Here is a 16089-nt window from a genome sequence, read left to right as displayed (position 1 = left end):
GGCGTTGGTCACCCCGACGATGTCGCCCCGTCTGGTGTTCGCGGATATGCCGAAGATCACAGCCCGCGCCCACAGCAACGGCCGCACATCGGGACCGTTCTCGACGCTGGCGGATAAACGCCTGTACGTGCCGCATGTCTCGCTCTACCTCGCACAACGAGAGCAAACGGACGAATTCCAGCGATAGCCTAAGGAAGTCCCGCATCGTGAGCGCGCCCACGCCGTCGAGCGGAGAAGAGAGCCGACCGGATTTCACCTTGAGCGCGTGGCCTGTTATCGTTCCATGCGCGCGCCGTTAGCTCAGTTGGTAGAGCAGCTGACTCTTAATCAGCGGGTCCGGGGTTCGAAACCCTGACGGCGCACAGGTCAAGGCCGGTGACTGTTCTCGACTGTACACACAGCGGACAGGCACCGGCCTTTCTCGTTAAGAAACTCGATCGACCACGAATTGTCCCGCGCGCGCCGACCACGATGCCGACGATCAACCACGGGCACCCGCAGCCACCATGGGCGGACAGGTCCGCATGTGGACCTCGAAGATGACGCCTTCCATGGCTCGTTGTGGTCGTCGCCCCCGCGTCGTCATACGCAAAACGCCCCGGGCCTACAGAGGCTCTCGGGGCGTTGCGTTCTCCGTATCTGGAATTGGGCACATTTGTGCTTGCGGAATAGTGTCCCACGAAATCATGCGGTTGCCATTTACCCGGGTCGAGTGTTGCTCACCTGGGCTATCAACCGCGCATCACAGGCAGTGAGCTAAAGGCGAGCGTGCTAGAAGCCCTGGATTGCGAAGGGTGTCTCAGGCTCGACAGTAACGGTGACACCAATGTCGAGAGGATCTCCCCACTCAACCTGCAACAGGAATTCCACTCCGCCAGGGGAGAAATGAGGACTTATGTTGCTAACCCAGACGGGTGCAGCGCCAAGGTTGTAGGCCCAGTTTTGCCTGACGACGCCCCCGTCGGGTCCTATTACGGAAGACTCTTGGGCGCGTATCGCTTGACCAGCCGTGACCTGCACTACCGCCTGCCGAGACCTAATAGCGTCCCAGTTAAGGTTGCAACGGATATTTCTGCCCCGCACACCGCGGATGAGATAGCGAAAAGAAATGGTACGCCCGGCTGCTAAAGCGATATCGCTCTCAACGCTGACTGATTCTGGCGCTGTGAGTTCGACCGTCGTAACGCCGCCATTGTAGGTTGGCTCCGCAACATTTTGTTTTGACATGTCCACAACGTAATTCGCCCAGAGCCAATGTAATGCGTAGTGGACTACCTGATCTGTCGTTGACGACTACTCACGTAGCCGAATCCGACATCGTCATGATCTTGTCGCGGTCGGATGGTTCGGCCATCGGCATGGCTTGCCCGCCTGGCGTTCTGGGCAGATGTAGCCGAGCGCCCGGCACGACGTCCGAACGCAGTCATGCACAACACCGTCACGCATGTCCTGCTCGCGCGCCAACTCGCACGCCGCGCACTTCGGATGATCCTGTTTGAACCACACCTCTTGCGACTCAGCATATTCCAGCTTGTACTGGCCGCACAGACTCTGCAGATAGATCTTCGTCGGGTCATCGTTGTCGACCCACCAGTGGGCCAGACTCCGGTTGTCGCCCGGCGTCCCCCAACCTCGGTTCATGGCCATTGCACCTTCTCCAGTCCGGGCTTCCCACTGTCGAGCAGAACGATGCCGGTGCTGATGAGGCTGGGAGCGATGCCTACGACAATGCTCATGACGCCACCCTCTTTAGCGGCCTATGGCGGCGCATCCACACCGGCGCTGGGTGGTTGCCCGTACTCGATGAGTGCCCCACTGGTGCGTGAGCCAAACCTCGTTCATCCTCGTAGTTCGGCGGCGCGCCGACGGTCAGTCCGTCAGCTGGCTCGTTTGCGCGGGTAGCCGCATCACCCCACCAGTACTTGCCGTCGTCGGTGGTGTGCACGTTGTAGCGGTGCTTCCAGTTCCGGATGGCCGACTCGGTGGCTACCGATGTGCGCCAACGTGATTCGGCGAGCAACCACTTAAGCAATTCCATGTCAGCCTGCTCTTGCACTTTCAGGTGGAACTTCGCGAACCCGGCGAGCCGGTGGTAGTCGTCCTCCGTGAATCCCCCGCCCCACTGGGAATTCAGGGGCACTTCGAGCAGTGGATGAGGTCGTTGCCGTCACGGTCCAGGCCCTGGTACTTGCCGAGCCCGATCTTGACGTATTCGGTAGGTTCCTCACCGTGGATCTCACCGGATCGGTCCCTAGCGCAGTCCCCAGTCGGCTTCGACTGCTTGCAGCGGCCCGACGTAGAGGCCGCCGGTTGGGTTGCGGCGTCAAACTCGCAGTCCTCGAGCGGTGTTGTCGCGGAGACCATCACGCCAACCCCGCAAGCTAGAGGTGTTGTGGTCGCCGGATCACAGCGCGTAGACGCGCTTCTGCTTGCGCTCGCAGTCGGGCCCGGGCGGGTCCGGGGTTCGAAACCCTGACGACGCACAACGAAAGCCCCAGTAACACTGGGGCTTCTCGTCTGCGGCTATCGGCAGAGCCGCGCGTCAGCGGGCGTCAACCGGCCTGATCGTGCTCGCCGACACTCTGCTCAGCTTCCTCCAAGAGCATTTCCACATCGCCGGCAAGATCGGCTGCGGCATAGCCGCGATCGCGATACTGCTCACTCTTGAAACGGCTGAGCCCCCGACACAGCTCATTGAGGGTTTTCGTCACTCACGTGCGCCATGTGACCTTCTGGATCGGGTGAATGAACAACGACTCGCACCAGCGCCACCCGGCGCCGATGCGAGTCGTCAGAAAGTGATTGTCAGCGAGCCTCGACCTTGGCCTGGCCGTCGGTGTAGGTGATGGTTCCGTGCTGGAACTGCGACTGCCATCCGCCGGGGATCGTCTCCTCGTCCGACGTCGGATAGCCCAGCGGGCCGCCCGCACCGCCGTCGCGCTCCCAGGCGTCGCGGATTCCGCCCCACACGATGTGGGCACCGGTCTGCGGCGTCCAATAGATTGCGCCGCCGTTGAAGGTGCTGAATTGACCACCGTTGGGTGCGGGAGCCTCACTCGCCGTCGGCAGCCCGAGTGGGCTGCTCGCACCACCGGTTGCGTTGTACTTCTGCAGGATGATGCCCTGTACGACGAACGAGCCGTTGGGTGTGACGATTGTGGTGCTGTCCGCTGCACCCGCACCTGGCGCACCTGCGACGCCGGACTCGGCTGGCGCACCAGCGGTGGCGGTTCCGTCGGCACCCGGAGCAACCGACTCACCCGGAGCGGCCGCACCAGATTCCGCACTCGTGGTCGCTTCGCTGGTCTCGCTCCCCGACCCCGTGGAATTGTTCGAACACCCCACGCCAAGCGTGCCGGTGGCGACGACTGCGATGATGCCGGCAAATCTTAGATATGTTCGCTGCATTGCCGATCTCCCCTTGTCACACGTGGCCCGTATCCCCGACCAAGATCCTCATGCGAGCGTAGCTGGCGACGCATACGGTAGCAACCATTACGGCAATAAGGGCCGTTCACGACGTGCCCCGGGTCGAGTTGTGGACTTTGGCATTGTTCGCCCAAGCACTATCGGAATTGTCTTGTGCAGCAGCTGAAATACGCATTCGGACAGCCGTCCGGCGTCGGCCACCGATGAATTCCCGGCCCGACGAAGAGCCTCGGAGCAATCTTGCAGCAAAATCGATCAAGATCACCGAAACGATCACCGGATCCCGGCAATCGCCGTTCGGTCCACCAGCTATCAGTGAGAGATTGCAGAATGCTCATGACAGCTTCGTTGCATTCTATTGAGATACAGCCGGTGCGATGTGCTAGCAGAGTAACCAACGCCATGGGAAGGCCCGAAGCGCCATGCCGCTTTGACGCTTGCGAAAGTTACTGGCCGATAGCCGAATCTATGCTGATGCACTGGTCAGAGATGGGGAATGCTGCTAATCTCCCGTTAGCCGAACCGCCGGGGTCGAGCAACTCTCGGCAACACAGACGAGGAATCGAGGTGTTAGCTGATGACCCCCAGCTTCGGCGCGGACCACGCCGATACCTCGCCTCAGAGCTATGTTGCTATGCAACGTCCGATCATGGTTTGCAGCTGCAGTCGTCTCGGCCGCACTGCCAACCCCCCGAGCTTTTCGTTGCCGGACTGGCTCCTACCGGGGCGCCGCCGGCTGAGCGGCGAAGATAACTGGAGCCGCTGAGCGGCTCGTCAGCGATTCTTGATCCGGCGGACGACAACGAACGCCACCAGCACACCAGCCCCTGCCAGCGACGCCGCGACGGCGGGCTTGCGCAGGAATCTGATCACTGCGGCTTTGGCGTCGTCGGCGAGTCGTTGCGGATTGGCGCGCTCGGCTAGGGAGTCGACAGTAAGCGCCAACTGATCGCGAGCCTGATCGATCTCACGCTTGATGCTCTCCGGATCCCGGTTCGCCACTGTGCTCCTCCAAAGCCGCTCCATGTCGTGCTGCCCTGCCGCACTACCCTAGATCAGCCTGCACCGTACGAACGGCACCGGTCGATCAAGAAGGGAATTCTGCGTATGTCGCCAACCCCGCGCCTCGAGGTGGGCACCACCGCCCCCGCTTTCAGTTTGCCCGACGCCGATGGCAACATCGTCAAGCTCTCGGACTACCGCGGGCGCAAGGTCATCGTGTACTTCTACCCGGCGGCCTCGACTCCCGGATGCACCAAGCAAGCCTGCGATTTCCGCGACAGCCTCGCTGAACTCAACGACGCCGGTCTTGACGTGGTCGGTATTTCGCCGGACAAGCCCGAGAAACTCGCGAAGTTCCGCGATAAGGAAAGCCTCACGTTCCCGCTGCTGTCGGATCCCGACCGCGAAGTGCTGACGGCCTGGGGCGCGTTCGGGGAAAAGACCATGTACGGCAAGACAGTTCAGGGCGTGATCCGTTCGACGTTCGTCGTCGATGAAAAGGGCAAGATCGCCGTCGCGCAGTACAACGTGCGGGCTGCACACACGTCAACAAAGATCAAGAAGATCCTGCATGAAGTGGCAGGAGCCAACTGAAGCCAGCACGAAGGTCGACCACCAGCAGAATTTCAACGGCTGGGCGCCTGCCTTCCAGTTGGTCGGAGCCTCAGAGCGCCGCCATAAAGGTCGTCGCGATCAATAGCGCGAACAGTCGGCCCGAGAACACAATTCATCAGACTCATCCGGCCTGAGCGGTGACATTCACGCCGAACGACACCACGATCTGTGAGGGGGCCGGCGCCGTCCACCGCCTTCCGTGACGTCCAGCGGTGGCCTGGTGCGCACCTTCGTCGGCGTACGAGTCGGGCCGGCTAACACCCGGGCATCGTCTGTCCAGCAGCTGGTCACCGGTTTGCCCACTTCACCGGCATGGTGAACAATCTGTTTGCTGTGTGCGTCCATATCCACTAGAAAGGACGTCAGTGACCAAGTCAGGATCTGATTCCGACCGCCTGAGCGCCGTGTCCATACTTGCGGCGGGCACCACGCCGAAAGGGCTGCGAGTAGTACTTCGAAACCCCAGATTGAGCGACGCAGACGCCTGGAGACGGGTCCGACTGGATGACCAAGCCGCGATTGAGCCGTACTGGGCGTACTCAGATCAGTCCTGGCCGGACCAGCATCGTCGTCGAGTATGGGTCCGAGAGTGGATCGCTGCGCGCCGACGCATGCGGCGGGGGCAGTCCATCCACACGATAGTCGAGGTTGACGGCCAGCTTGCCGGCCAGTGCGATGCTTGGTTGGAACGCTATCACCAGCGGGGTGAGCTGGGCATGTGGATACATTCCCGGTGGTCGGGCGACGGCGTCGGGCTGGTCGCAGTCGGATTACTGATCGACCATCTGTTCAGCGAAATCGGGCTGGAGCGGGTCAGCGCACCCATCGCGTGTGGCAACGTGCCGCCGAGCCGGCTGGCAGAACGCTTGGGCTTCGTGCACGAAGGTGTGATGCGCAACTACCTGACATCCGGAAAAGGTCGCTGTGACTATGACCTATGGAGCATGACCCGCAAAGACTGGCTGGCACGTAGTAAGGGCTGACCTCTCCCTCAGCGACTTGCGGATTGCACACACCTCCGTATCGGGACCGTTTGCCTGCCGCTACGGCAGCACACACCTGATACCGAAGTTTGAACACAGATCTGATAGATAATGCCAATGAAGCGGATTCTCTGTGGCCTCGGCCTGGTACCCCTCCTGATCGTGACGGGGTGTTCGGGGCGCGGCGCACCACCGCAACCAGCCGCCCTGAGCACCACCGCAACGACAACCCCTGCCTCCAGCCCGCTGCATCCCGAGCCTCTCGGTTCGACGTACACGCTGACTGATCCCGGCTTGAAAGTGTCCGTGACCGTGTACGACGTCGCCCAGAATTTCCTGGCTGACGGCGCCGCTCCGTCAGGTGGTGGCCATTGGACCGGAATCGACGTGCAGACCTGCCTCGATGAGGCTCACACTGCGTTCACGGTTAGCTGGACGGATTGGTCGGTGGCTGACGCGGACAACGGTCAGTATGAGGTCAGCCAAGATCAAGTGCCTAACGTTACGCCACCGATATTTCCTGTTTCACCGACGCCACTGGCGGTCGGTGAGTGCGCTCGCGGGTGGGTGGCCTTCCCGGTCGCATTCGGAGCCCGGATCACCACGGTGAAATATAAGCCTACCGGTCGACCTCCGGTGTTCTGGTCAGCTGATGACAGTGATCACTGACTACCCGCCAATTCCCGCTGCAGCGGCCGCCATAACGGCGGGGCGACCCCGATCTACACCCAACCTGCCGCCCCTTAGGCGGCCCAGGCACTAATATCGAGTTTGCTGAAGTTATCGGAAAACACAACGCGCAGAGTTCAGGGAATGGCTATCACACGTTCATCATCATGGCTGCCAGGTGAGCTGCCATGACTCCCGACGTGAAGTATTCACGGACACGTCGCGCCCCAGCAGCACCCATCTCGGCGCACCGACTCGGGTCTGCAAGCAGCTCGGCGACGGCAGCGGCGAATGCATCAACGTCGTTGGGTGGCACAAGTAACCCGGTGACCCCATGCTCGACGTAGTCGCCGACCCCCGGATTCTCCGTCATGACCACTGGGCGACCACTGGCCATCGCCTCCAACGCCACGGTCAGCCCGGACCCACTCAGCGTCGGCTTCAGCGCGATCGCCACGACAGCCGCCTTCCGGTAAAGGTCACGCATTTTGCCGAAGAGCCGGGCTCGGTGCACCACACCGAGATCGTCAGGAACGCCAACCGGCAGCAGAGTAGCCAGCTCAAGCCAGACGTCAGGACGCACACCGCGGACCATCTTGACTGCCGACACCAGCAGATCGTGATCGCGGTATCGGTCCTCCCCAGCACTGACAACAACATTCGATTGGCTCGGCATAGGTTGTCGGCAGTAGAAATCCGCGTCGATCCCCATCGGCACGAAATGCAAGCGGGACGACGCAACACCCCATTCCCTGCCCAGTACCGGCAGCACAGGCGCGCACTGAGCCCACACTGCACCAGCGCGTGGGAGTGCTCGCGCCGCCAACGCAGCATGTACCTTGGGTGCAGCCGCACGGGTGGTCAGCCAACCGGCGCCGAGGAGAACCGGCGCGTAGCGCCGACTCGAATTCGTCAGACTCGCCGGGATACCGGTTCGCTCGTCGTAGGCCAACACCACGTCGGTATTTCTGCGCAAACGAGACCGTGCCTGCGTCGCCCCCTCCAATACGTCGACGCCGCCAGTCCGATGGCGCACGATGTCGGCCAACCGCGCCACCGGACGACTGAACGTCTTTTCCCCGAAGGTGACTTCAATGCCATGTTCGGCCAGCTTATGAAACCCGTACGGTGACGCATCCGGAACCTCGCCCAGAGCATGGCGAGTTTGCCAACCCGAAGCGGACAACCCGTGAGGCAGAGGAATATATGCTCGCATCGTCCTCGGACTCTACCGCCGCCGAAAAGCCCGGAAGGGCGGCCTCCGAATCATTGCCCGGCCGAGTGTCGAACCGTCGAATGCTGCACAATTTCCTTCAGCAGATCGGCTCCCGCGCGCTCGGCACAGTCGCGTCGGTAGTCACGGTGTCGGTAACAACGCGCTACTTAGGTCCTTCTTCCTACGGCGCGCTCACCACCGCTGCCATGTTCGTGGCACTGTGGACCAGCCTTACCGAATTAGGCGTCGGACAGGTCATCGTGCGTCGGGTGATGGCGAACACCGGCGATCTTGAGCGGCTGATCCGCATCAACACCGGTATGTCCGTGGCGTACTGCTTGCCGCTGTCGGCAATTACGGCGGCATCGGGCGCACTGATCTACCGGAACGACACCGACATCGTGGTGATGGTGCTGATCGTCTCGGTCAGTTTGCTGTTGACGACGGTCTCCAGCTGTTTTACCCCGATCTTCCTGATCACGGCACGGTTCGGCGCAATGGCACTGTCGGATCTACTGAGTAGGTGCGCGTCGCTTGGCGTAACTATGCTGCTGGTCCATTTCCATGCTGGCATCGTGTGGTTCGCCGTTGTGCAGTTGGTCCCGCCGCTGGTGGTGCTGATCATTCAAGGTGCGGCCGCGACGCGGATGATCAACTGGCTTCCACAGTTCTCCCTCCGGGAGAGCGTCGCGCTGGTCCGCGAGGCACTGCCGCTCACCGCGATGCTGATCATCGGCGTGCTGTACTGGCGTGCTGACGGAGTCATCCTGAGTCTCTTAAGCACGACCGACCAGGTCGGCATCTACGGCCTGGCCTACACGTTGACCTTCACGCTGACTGCGCTGTCGGCCTTCTTCCTATCCTCGACGCTGTCGACGATGGTTCATCTGTTCCCACGGGACCCCAGTGGGTACGCCAGGTTCACGGCACGCTCGATGGAATCGATGTTGTTCGCCGGAGGGGTGATCGCGGTTGTCGGCGTCATCCTGGCCAACCCGATCGTCGACCTTGTCGGCTCGACCGAGTTCATCGCGGACGGAGGCGTCACCGTCGCGTTGCTGAGTGTTGCGGTCGCACTGACCTTCGTGACCGGCTTGTTGAGTCAGGCAATGTTCGCCGCACATGAGCAGTCATTCCTGGCTCGGCTCAGTTTTGTCAATCTCCTGATCAATATCGCCCTCAACGTCGCGTTGGTCCCGCACTACGGCGCCATCGGAGCCGGGGTCGCGATGTTACTCACCGAAATCAGCGGGGTGGTCGTCGCGAGTTGGCGCCTCAGCCACCGGACGCCTTATCGAACCCCGTGGTTGTTCATCGCCCGGTTGTTGATACCGCTGACAGTCTGCGGTGTCGTCACCGAATTCGTCCGGCATCTGCCAGTGTTATTGGCTATCGCCGTCGGCGTCCTCGTCTATCTCGCCGTCAATCTAGTGATCGGCCCGGCCAATGCGAAGGCCATCAAATCGCTATTTGCCAAACACCCCGACGAGGACCAATCCGATGACGAAACCGAGCGCAATGCCAGACAGGCCCGGTGACCATGCCCAGTGAATCCCACCGGATCTATCTTCCGGATTGTTACCACCACCCACAGCGCCCCGTAACGCGGCAGCAATCTCGGCGGCGTGAGGTGGTCATACTCATCGTGGCATACCGCAACGCAAGTCTGCTCCGCGAATGTCTTTCCGCGGCCCACACCCACTTGCCAGGGATACCGGTGTACGTATGGGACAACTCCGGACCTGAATATGCGGGTGCCGATGAAATGACAAAGGTAGTGGCCGAGTATCCAGACGTACATTGGTATCTGGGCTCAGCCAACATCGGCTTCGCGGCCGCAGTAAACGCCTTGACCCGCGAAGTCCCTGACTATGACTTCATATTGCTAAACCCGGACGCGATTCTGCAGGGCCCGTTGACGGACACGCTGGCCACAATCCAACGCTACGGTGTCGCCGCAGCTTCACCACTTACCGTCGAGCACGACACCCATTCCATACACCACCGGCCCTGGGATGCCGCACACCGTGAGCACAGCCTCAGCCGAGCACTGGTCGCGTGGTCCGGCTACGCCACCAAAATTCGCGGATCGCGGTGGTCCGATCTCTACGAACATCGACCCGACATCGTCGAGGGCTATCTCACCGGCGCCTGCCTAGTCGTGAGTCGCGACGCGTGGGACCGTGTCGGAAATTTCGACGCGGAGTTTTTCCTTTATGGCGAGGAGGCGGACTGGCAGCGTCGAGCACGATCAGCTGGCTGGTCACTGCGACTTGTCGATGAGCCCGGAATTGTGCACACCGGTCACGGCACCGTCGCCGGCGATCCCACTGCCGGTCTGCGCTCACAAGACCTGTTGCGCGCCAACGTAGCGCTGAACCTCGAGTTGGAGAACGGCCGCAGGTGTGCGAATGCATTCCTCGCCGGATCCACGGTTCTGGACCGTGTCCAACGCTCGGTACGCAGGGCGCGAGCAGCCCGCAGGCGCCCTCAGGGCACTCGACCGTCGGTCCTCATAACCATGAACCAGCTGACATCCGCACAGTTCGAACGTCAGCACGCACTGCTGGCCAGCGAACTCGATCGTCGCGGCTACGAAGTCATCATTGTCTGTGTCGGGAGGTTCGGTCCGCCGATCTCTATGGTTACCCCGACGGTCCGCGTCATCCGCCAAGCCTGGTGGCTACCACTTATCGACACTGCGCCCGGGCAATCAGTCGTGATCAGCGGCGGCACGAGGCCCGAGACTGGTTTTGCCGCGCTGTGGCGAGCCACCAGCCGCAGTCGACGCTGGTTGATCACCTCTCTCCCCCCGTCCCCAAACAACCCGAGATGCTCCCGCGCGCACACGGCGGCCATGCACCGCTGCGACGGCGTCGTCACCTTGGACGGCGTCTTAGGAACCGCCGAACTCGACAATGCGCTCACCATCGACGGATTAGCCGACACATACGAATCTGCGATCGCCGAGGCACTCCGATGACCGATCTCGCCCGATACCCGGGACGTGGACTAAGGGTTTTATGGCTCTCGCCGTGGATGCGTCCGCTCGCACGCGTCTACGCCGAATCATTACGCGCCATGGGTGCTGACTTACTGCTAGTGACCTCGGACCATCATCCCGGCTCCGACGGCGCCCGTCCGTATGAACTGGTGATCGACCCCCGCCCGAAGACCGCCCGAACCTGGCCGGAATTCGCCCGTGCCGCGGCAGACGTCCACCGGTTCAAGCCAACCGTTGTCGTTGCCGAAATTGTCCGAGACCCCCGTTGGATGATGTTGGCTCCCGGAATACCCAGAGTCGAACTCATCCACGATGGCCGGCCGCACGACCCCGCCGAGCAACGTCCTGGTTGGGAACGCAGACTGTTCGGCTGGTGGGCGTCGCGAGCGGCCTCTCGTGTCGCATTCAGCGATTACGTCGCGCACGAGGTCGGCGCCGACACGGTCGTTCCCCTGACGAGCGATCTCGAAGACGCTCAAGTGCCGTCCATCGTTACGGCGACCGACCGCCGAGACTTTGTATTGACCGGCCGACTCAATGGATACAAGAACATCGACGTCTGCCTGCAAGCGTGGCAGCACCACACGAACGGCAGTAGCTGGCGCGGCGACAAATTAGTTCTCCTCGGCCAAGGAGATCTGCACCGACCACTACCACCACACGTGCAATGGCAGGCGAAGGCATTCGAGTATCGCGATGTCTTGCCCACACTGGCACGCGCGAAGGGTTCGCTGGTGCACTACCGGCGGGCAAGCCAGAGCGGTGTCCAGGTGCTGTCGATGCAGCTTGGAGTGGTGCCCATCGTGTCAATGCAGGGTGCATTACCCGAGTTCCAACCACCAGGCGAAGATCCAATCGGCATTGATGACGTAACGGGACTCTGCGCCGCGTTCGACGCCTTGGCCGACCCGGAACAGGCTGCGGCTCGTGGAGTGGCGGCGCGACGCCACTACATGTCTAGATATTCAGCCAGCGCTTCGACGAGTGTGCTCATCGAAACGCTGAAAAGGGTCAGCAGCCTCGGTCCACAAGGTTCACCCGGGTGATACACAGCAACCATGGCGAACCTGTGAAACGATCTTGCCTCCGCCATGATCGCCCGCCCGTCAATCCCAACAAACAGCACATTGTTGACATATGGACGTGTCATCAGCGACTGTCGATTACCTCGAAACGTGCGGTATCGTCTGACATCGAAGCGACTGCAGCAAAGTCGTCACCCCATGCCGCATAGAAAGTTGTCCGTTGAACGTCGCCACATTCCTGCGGTCACTGTTGTCGCGACCACTCGCCTGTGCACTCATCGTCGCGGCTGCGATCGTCGCGGGTATCGCTGGTGTCGTGTTGGCGCCACACAACTACCAATCAACAGCGGTCGTCGTTGTCCTCCCGCCCGGCTCGGGTAATCGCGATGCGATGCTGAACCCGCTGGTGAACATGAACGACAACATCGCTCAGCTCGCCGCCGTGCTCGCAACGATGTTGCGAGCCGAGGGTGGACCGATCGCCGCCGAGGCCGGCGGCGACCACGGGTTCACCGTCGACACTACTTTTGGCGACTCCCCCACATACGCGAAGCTCACGTCACAGCTGGTAATCCAGACGACGGCGTCGACTTCCGAGGGAGCCCAGCACTCCGCACAAGCGCTCGCTGATTATGTTGGAGACGCCCTCGACAAAATCCAGGCCGACGCATGGGTACCCAGCCAGAACAACGCGATCACCGTGGCATCGGTGGCACCGCAGTCGGGTACCGAGGTGTCGAACAGCCCTCTCCGCAGCGGAGCCTCATATGCGGTCGCCACCCTATTGATCGGGTTTGTCCTACTGATCGCGTATGACGTAGTGCAGGCTCGTCTTGCCGAACGCGGTCGTACAAAGACCCGGGGTACCCGGCGTAAACGGCCCAAACATGCTGAAGTCACTGCAGCCGAGATACCGGAACCCACCGAGATAGCGGAATCGTCGAATATGTTCCGCGACGAGTCCTCAGTAATCGACGACAGCGATTGGTCGATCGTTAAGACGGCGCCGGACCAACCTGAGCAATGAGCACCACACCGGCGCTTAGCCCGACGGCGGGCCGACACTGGGGCGCCATCTTTGTGGCGATCAGCGGATTCCTGCTGATCAGCATGCGCCAGAACGTCACCGTCCCCATGTCGTTAGGGTTGAGCCTCGGGCAGTTCTTATTCTTCGGCAGTGGATTGCTGTGGGTCCTGACCCGCCTCAGTGGCCAACGGTCCCGCATCTCCAATCCAATCTTGACCATCGTCGTGCTGTGCTACTTCGCCGCTGTGTGGCTGACCTACGCAGCAGCGATCGGCGCAGGCCTCACACCGAAAGCAGCTGAATTCTCCGGACAGTACAACTATGTGACCGTTGGGCTGGTAATGATGGTCGGCGCGGTCATGTCGCTGCTTACCACCGCCGACGACGTCCAACTAGCACTAAAGGGATTGCTGGTGGGTGGAGCAGTGAGCTCCGGTTTCGCGCTTCTCCAGTCGGCTACCGGGCTGGATCTCGCCGCCAGTTTCAAACTGCCAGGCCTGAAAACGAGCGATTTCATGCTGGTCAAAGACCTTATGCGCGAAGGTATTGTTCGCTCACAAGGCTCTGCCGGGCATCCACTCGAACTCGCCGTCGTGCTGACCATCCTGATACCGATCGGCGTCGGAGTCATCGGCAGCGCCCGTGCCAAACACGATCGGATCTGGCCGTGGGTACTGTGCACCGGCGTGGTGGCCTTGGGGGCATTGTCCACAGTGTCAAGATCAGTCGTACTCGGCTTGGTGGCCGCAACGATCGTAATGTGCTGGCGGTGGCGAGTCACCCGCTTGGCCGCGACACTGGGAGGCTTACTTGTTGCGGTAGGGGCCGGTTGGCTGCTGCAGTTGCGTATCGCCACTGCTCTGGCCGCCTCTTTCGCCGTGTTTTCCGATGACCCGTCAATCGAATCGCGATCGACCGGTAGGAGTTACGTGCTCACCCACTATCAGGAACATTTTTGGGTGGGCACAGGGATGGGCACCTACCCGGCGGTTCCCAACCAGCCGGTTCTTGACAATGAATACTTCTCCCGGCTGATGGAGGGCGGTATCCTCGGCCTGATCTGCTACGCCCTTGTGTTGATTACTGCCATCGTATTGGCGATTCGGGCCTCGGCAGCACCATCTCCAGTTGTGGCGGAACTCGGCGGCGGAATCAGTGGCGCCATTGCGGTGGTGATCGCCACTAGCGCGATCCTCGATATGGGTGGGTTTGTCCAGGTTTCGACATTGATCTGGCTTATTGTCGCAATGGCCGCAGTCGTCGCGTATCTCGCGCGCCATGGCGACCTGCCACCAGGGGATACTGGAAGGGCCGAGGTGCCGTGCGTCGACGCATCCAGATCGTCGCTGTAGCAATCGTGTGCGTGCTGGCCTCATGTTCAGCGCCCAGCGCGAATACCCTGGCATCCGGCTACGCCGCCTTCGAAGGTCCAGATCTCGTCAATCCGTTACGCGGGCAATACGAGAATTTACTAAGCCCACTTTTCCCGCAAGCAAGCACGGCTAATCAACAGTTTCCACCGTGGCCAGGCACCAATGACGTGAACGTTCGAATCGATTGGCGCCTTCTACAGCCGCGTGACCCGCGTACATTGCCTCACAACGCCCCTGACAGCGAAAAATTCGACTTCACCGCCCTGGACGAGGCTGTCGATGCGGCCGCACAGCACGGTCGTCGTTTCGGTTTCCGCATCACGTCGTTCAATTCGTGCTGTGAAACCTCCTATCCACACAACACCGACATCTCCGTGCCCGATTGGTTGCAATCGGTCAGCGGCGCGACCCGAAACTACGTCCACGACGGCATCACCTATGTGATCCCCGACTGGAACAACGAGGCATATCTCTCGTATTTCGCCGACCTGTTGACGGCCCTGGGTCACCGCTATGACCGTGATGAACGAATCGCACTGTTCGAGATGTCCGGCTATGGCGACTTCAGCGAGAATCATGTCGCCTTCATGAGCAACACACTCGGTATACCAGGTCCCGGCCCCTCGGACAGTGAAGCCCAACTTGGCTATTTCAGCCAATACGGAGATCAATTCATCACCAAGCAGTCAATCGCGTACCTGGTGGCCGCAAACCTGGCAGCGTTCCCGAATACTCAAATAATCACAGCTCCGGGAAACCCGGAGATCGTCAAACAGATGTTTCGCGATAGTCCGTTGCTGCAAAACCGGAAAAAATTGGTTGGCATCCGCGCAGACGGGCTCGGCGTGTACGCGCCAATACCAGACTGGGCGGCGCAGCGTGACTCACACTACGTGCGCAGCCATGACCCGATCAACCAGGTCATCGCAAACCGGTACAGGGTCGCGCCAATCGTGACTGAATGGATTCCCCAGATCCCGCCGGGCACCAGCACCACCGATTACTATCTGACCGGACTGCGCGACGTCGTCAACTACCACGTGTCGATGACTGCCAGTACCGGTTTCCCTGCGCAGTCCTCAAACAAGCCCATGTCGCCTGATGACTTCACGATCTGGTCGCGTGCCAACAAATTCAGCGGCTACCGCTACGCGGTAATCGCCGCTGGCCCGCCAATACAAGCAACTGCGGGCACACCCGTACGCATCCCGCTGCGCTGGACCAACTTCGGCTCGGCTCCCACGTACGAGAACTGGCAGCCAGAGTTCGACGTCCTATCCGATACCGGCACGGTAATCCGCACCGTGACCGGCCAGGTAAACCTGCGTGCGATAGTCGCCGATCAGCACTTCGAGAAGGCCGACGGTCTCCCAGCTGCGCATACCGTCGACAGCAACCTGGTGATCGGGAACCTACCCCGCGGCAACTACTCAGTACGGGTGCGAGTCGCCTGGCACGAACACAAGCCTGACGCGACGCACACCATGGACTATCCGCCGATGCAACTCGCCCAGCCTGGCCGCGACGCCGACGGCGCCTACCCGATCACGACATTTCGTGTGACCTGACGAGCCGAGCATGATTAATGCGTAGTTGCAGATATCTAAGCAATTTGCTAAATTGCCCTAGAGACTATGACTTTGCTGCAAAATATGGCTTCTATTTACAGAATATTACTTACTGGCGGCTAGTGAAGGTCGGGGTTGAAGTCGTCAGTTGCCCACTGCGCGTAATGCAGCCATCAGC

General features: G+C 61.0%; 16 protein-coding genes and 1 tRNA gene. 10 read left to right on the top strand and 7 right to left on the bottom strand.

Translation table 11 applies throughout. The features are described 5' to 3' along the window. Positions 1 to 4 precede the first annotated feature (4 nt). Together B133_RS24210 and B133_RS0102635 are read left to right on the top strand one after the other, a co-directional pair. On the top strand, positions 5 to 187 hold the full coding sequence (locus tag B133_RS24210) for a hypothetical protein (RefSeq protein ID WP_157625771.1): 183 nt from the start codon (positions 5 to 7) through the stop codon (positions 185 to 187). Positions 188 to 289: 102 nt separating this feature from the next. Beyond that, positions 290 to 362, top strand: a tRNA-Lys gene (locus tag B133_RS0102635). Positions 363 to 1320: 958 nt separating this feature from the next. On the opposite strand, the gene B133_RS0102630 is transcribed toward B133_RS0102635, so the two are convergent. The 6 genes from B133_RS0102630 to B133_RS0102605 all read right to left on the bottom strand — a co-directional run bounded on the left by B133_RS0102630 (position 1321) and on the right by B133_RS0102605 (position 4431). Next, positions 1321 to 1641, bottom strand: coding sequence for a hypothetical protein (locus tag B133_RS0102630; protein ID WP_232423244.1), 321 nt, complete (start codon positions 1639 to 1641; stop codon positions 1321 to 1323). 91 nt (positions 1642 to 1732) lie between these two features. Beyond that, a complete protein-coding gene (locus B133_RS0102625) occupies positions 1733 to 2140 on the bottom strand; it encodes a hypothetical protein (RefSeq protein ID WP_018599162.1) in 408 nt (135 codons plus the stop codon). Continuing rightward, the gene (locus B133_RS0102620; protein ID WP_018599161.1) at positions 2131 to 2364 is read right to left on the bottom strand and encodes a hypothetical protein; all 234 of its coding nucleotides are present in this window, start codon (positions 2362 to 2364) and stop codon (positions 2131 to 2133) included. Before B133_RS0102620 ends, B133_RS0102625 begins: the two co-directional genes overlap by 10 nt. Positions 2365 to 2552: 188 nt before the next feature. Then, on the bottom strand, positions 2553 to 2711 hold the full coding sequence (locus tag B133_RS24600; protein WP_018599160.1) for a hypothetical protein: 159 nt from the start codon (positions 2709 to 2711) through the stop codon (positions 2553 to 2555). 94 nt (positions 2712 to 2805) lie between these two features. Then, complete coding sequence (locus B133_RS24780; protein ID WP_018599159.1) at positions 2806 to 3408, bottom strand: LGFP repeat-containing protein; 603 nt, start codon at positions 3406 to 3408, stop codon at positions 2806 to 2808. Positions 3409 to 4203: 795 nt separating this feature from the next. Continuing rightward, entirely contained in the window at positions 4204 to 4431 is a 228-nt protein-coding gene (locus B133_RS0102605; RefSeq protein WP_018599158.1) for a DUF3618 domain-containing protein, read from the bottom strand. A gap of 105 nt (positions 4432 to 4536) precedes the next feature. Here B133_RS0102605 and bcp point away from each other — a divergent pair, with 105 nt between their 5' ends. Together bcp and B133_RS0102595 are read left to right on the top strand one after the other, a co-directional pair. Beyond that, positions 4537 to 5025, top strand: coding sequence for a thioredoxin-dependent thiol peroxidase (gene bcp, locus B133_RS0102600; protein WP_018599157.1), 489 nt, complete (start codon positions 4537 to 4539; stop codon positions 5023 to 5025). 233 nt (positions 5026 to 5258) lie between these two features. Then, positions 5259 to 6029 carry a GNAT family N-acetyltransferase gene (locus tag B133_RS0102595; protein ID WP_369751435.1) on the top strand — a complete coding sequence of 257 codons (771 nt, stop codon included), beginning with the start codon at positions 5259 to 5261 and terminating at the stop codon, positions 6027 to 6029. Positions 6030 to 6849: 820 nt separating this feature from the next. On the opposite strand, the gene B133_RS0102585 is transcribed toward B133_RS0102595, so the two are convergent. After that, the gene (locus B133_RS0102585; RefSeq protein ID WP_018599154.1) at positions 6850 to 7755 is read right to left on the bottom strand and encodes a glycosyltransferase family 4 protein; all 906 of its coding nucleotides are present in this window, start codon (positions 7753 to 7755) and stop codon (positions 6850 to 6852) included. Positions 7756 to 7994: 239 nt separating this feature from the next. Between B133_RS0102585 and B133_RS0102580 the strand changes: the two genes are divergently transcribed. The 6 genes from B133_RS0102580 to B133_RS0102555 all read left to right on the top strand — a co-directional run bounded on the left by B133_RS0102580 (position 7995) and on the right by B133_RS0102555 (position 15911). Beyond that, on the top strand, positions 7995 to 9452 hold the full coding sequence (locus B133_RS0102580; RefSeq protein ID WP_018599153.1) for an oligosaccharide flippase family protein: 1458 nt from the start codon (positions 7995 to 7997) through the stop codon (positions 9450 to 9452). Between the two features lie 227 nt (positions 9453 to 9679). Next, complete coding sequence (locus B133_RS22285) at positions 9680 to 10897, top strand: hypothetical protein (protein WP_051088023.1); 1218 nt, start codon at positions 9680 to 9682, stop codon at positions 10895 to 10897. Between the two features lie 56 nt (positions 10898 to 10953). Next, positions 10954 to 11964, top strand: coding sequence for a hypothetical protein (locus tag B133_RS0102570; protein ID WP_026255891.1), 1011 nt, complete (start codon positions 10954 to 10956; stop codon positions 11962 to 11964). 199 nt (positions 11965 to 12163) lie between these two features. Beyond that, complete coding sequence (locus B133_RS0102565; protein WP_018599151.1) at positions 12164 to 12970, top strand: hypothetical protein; 807 nt, start codon at positions 12164 to 12166, stop codon at positions 12968 to 12970. Next, the gene (locus B133_RS0102560) at positions 12967 to 14322 is read left to right on the top strand and encodes an O-antigen ligase (protein WP_018599150.1); all 1356 of its coding nucleotides are present in this window, start codon (positions 12967 to 12969) and stop codon (positions 14320 to 14322) included. Before B133_RS0102565 ends, B133_RS0102560 begins: the two co-directional genes overlap by 4 nt. Beyond that, a complete protein-coding gene (locus B133_RS0102555) occupies positions 14292 to 15911 on the top strand; it encodes a DUF4832 domain-containing protein (protein ID WP_232423243.1) in 1620 nt (539 codons plus the stop codon). The genes B133_RS0102560 and B133_RS0102555 overlap by 31 nt, the downstream gene beginning before the upstream one ends. Positions 15912 to 16089 lie beyond the last annotated feature (178 nt).

This window comes from Mycobacterium sp. 155 (assembly GCF_000373905.1).
In the GTDB taxonomy this organism is placed as follows: Bacteria; Actinomycetota; Actinomycetes; order Mycobacteriales; family Mycobacteriaceae; genus Mycobacterium.
Note: the sequence above shows the minus strand (reverse complement) of the source record. Positions and strands in the feature narration are given on the sequence as shown.

What these genes read in the sequence shown, in the direction of transcription:
- B133_RS0102630 (WP_232423244.1), bottom strand. Translation starts at nt 1,641, where the DNA reads ATGAACCGAGGTTGGGGGACGCCGGGCGACAACCGGAGTCTGGCCCAC.
- B133_RS0102620 (WP_018599161.1), bottom strand. Translation starts at nt 2,364, where the DNA reads ATGGTCTCCGCGACAACACCGCTCGAGGACTGCGAGTTTGACGCCGCA.
- B133_RS24780 (WP_018599159.1), bottom strand. Translation starts at nt 3,408, where the DNA reads ATGCAGCGAACATATCTAAGATTTGCCGGCATCATCGCAGTCGTCGCC.
- bcp (WP_018599157.1), top strand. Translation starts at nt 4,537, where the DNA reads ATGTCGCCAACCCCGCGCCTCGAGGTGGGCACCACCGCCCCCGCTTTC.
- B133_RS0102580 (WP_018599153.1), top strand. Translation starts at nt 7,995, where the DNA reads ATGCTGCACAATTTCCTTCAGCAGATCGGCTCCCGCGCGCTCGGCACA.
- B133_RS22285 (WP_051088023.1), top strand. Translation starts at nt 9,680, where the DNA reads ATGACAAAGGTAGTGGCCGAGTATCCAGACGTACATTGGTATCTGGGC.
- B133_RS0102570 (WP_026255891.1), top strand. Translation starts at nt 10,954, where the DNA reads ATGCGTCCGCTCGCACGCGTCTACGCCGAATCATTACGCGCCATGGGT.
- B133_RS0102560 (WP_018599150.1), top strand. Translation starts at nt 12,967, where the DNA reads ATGAGCACCACACCGGCGCTTAGCCCGACGGCGGGCCGACACTGGGGC.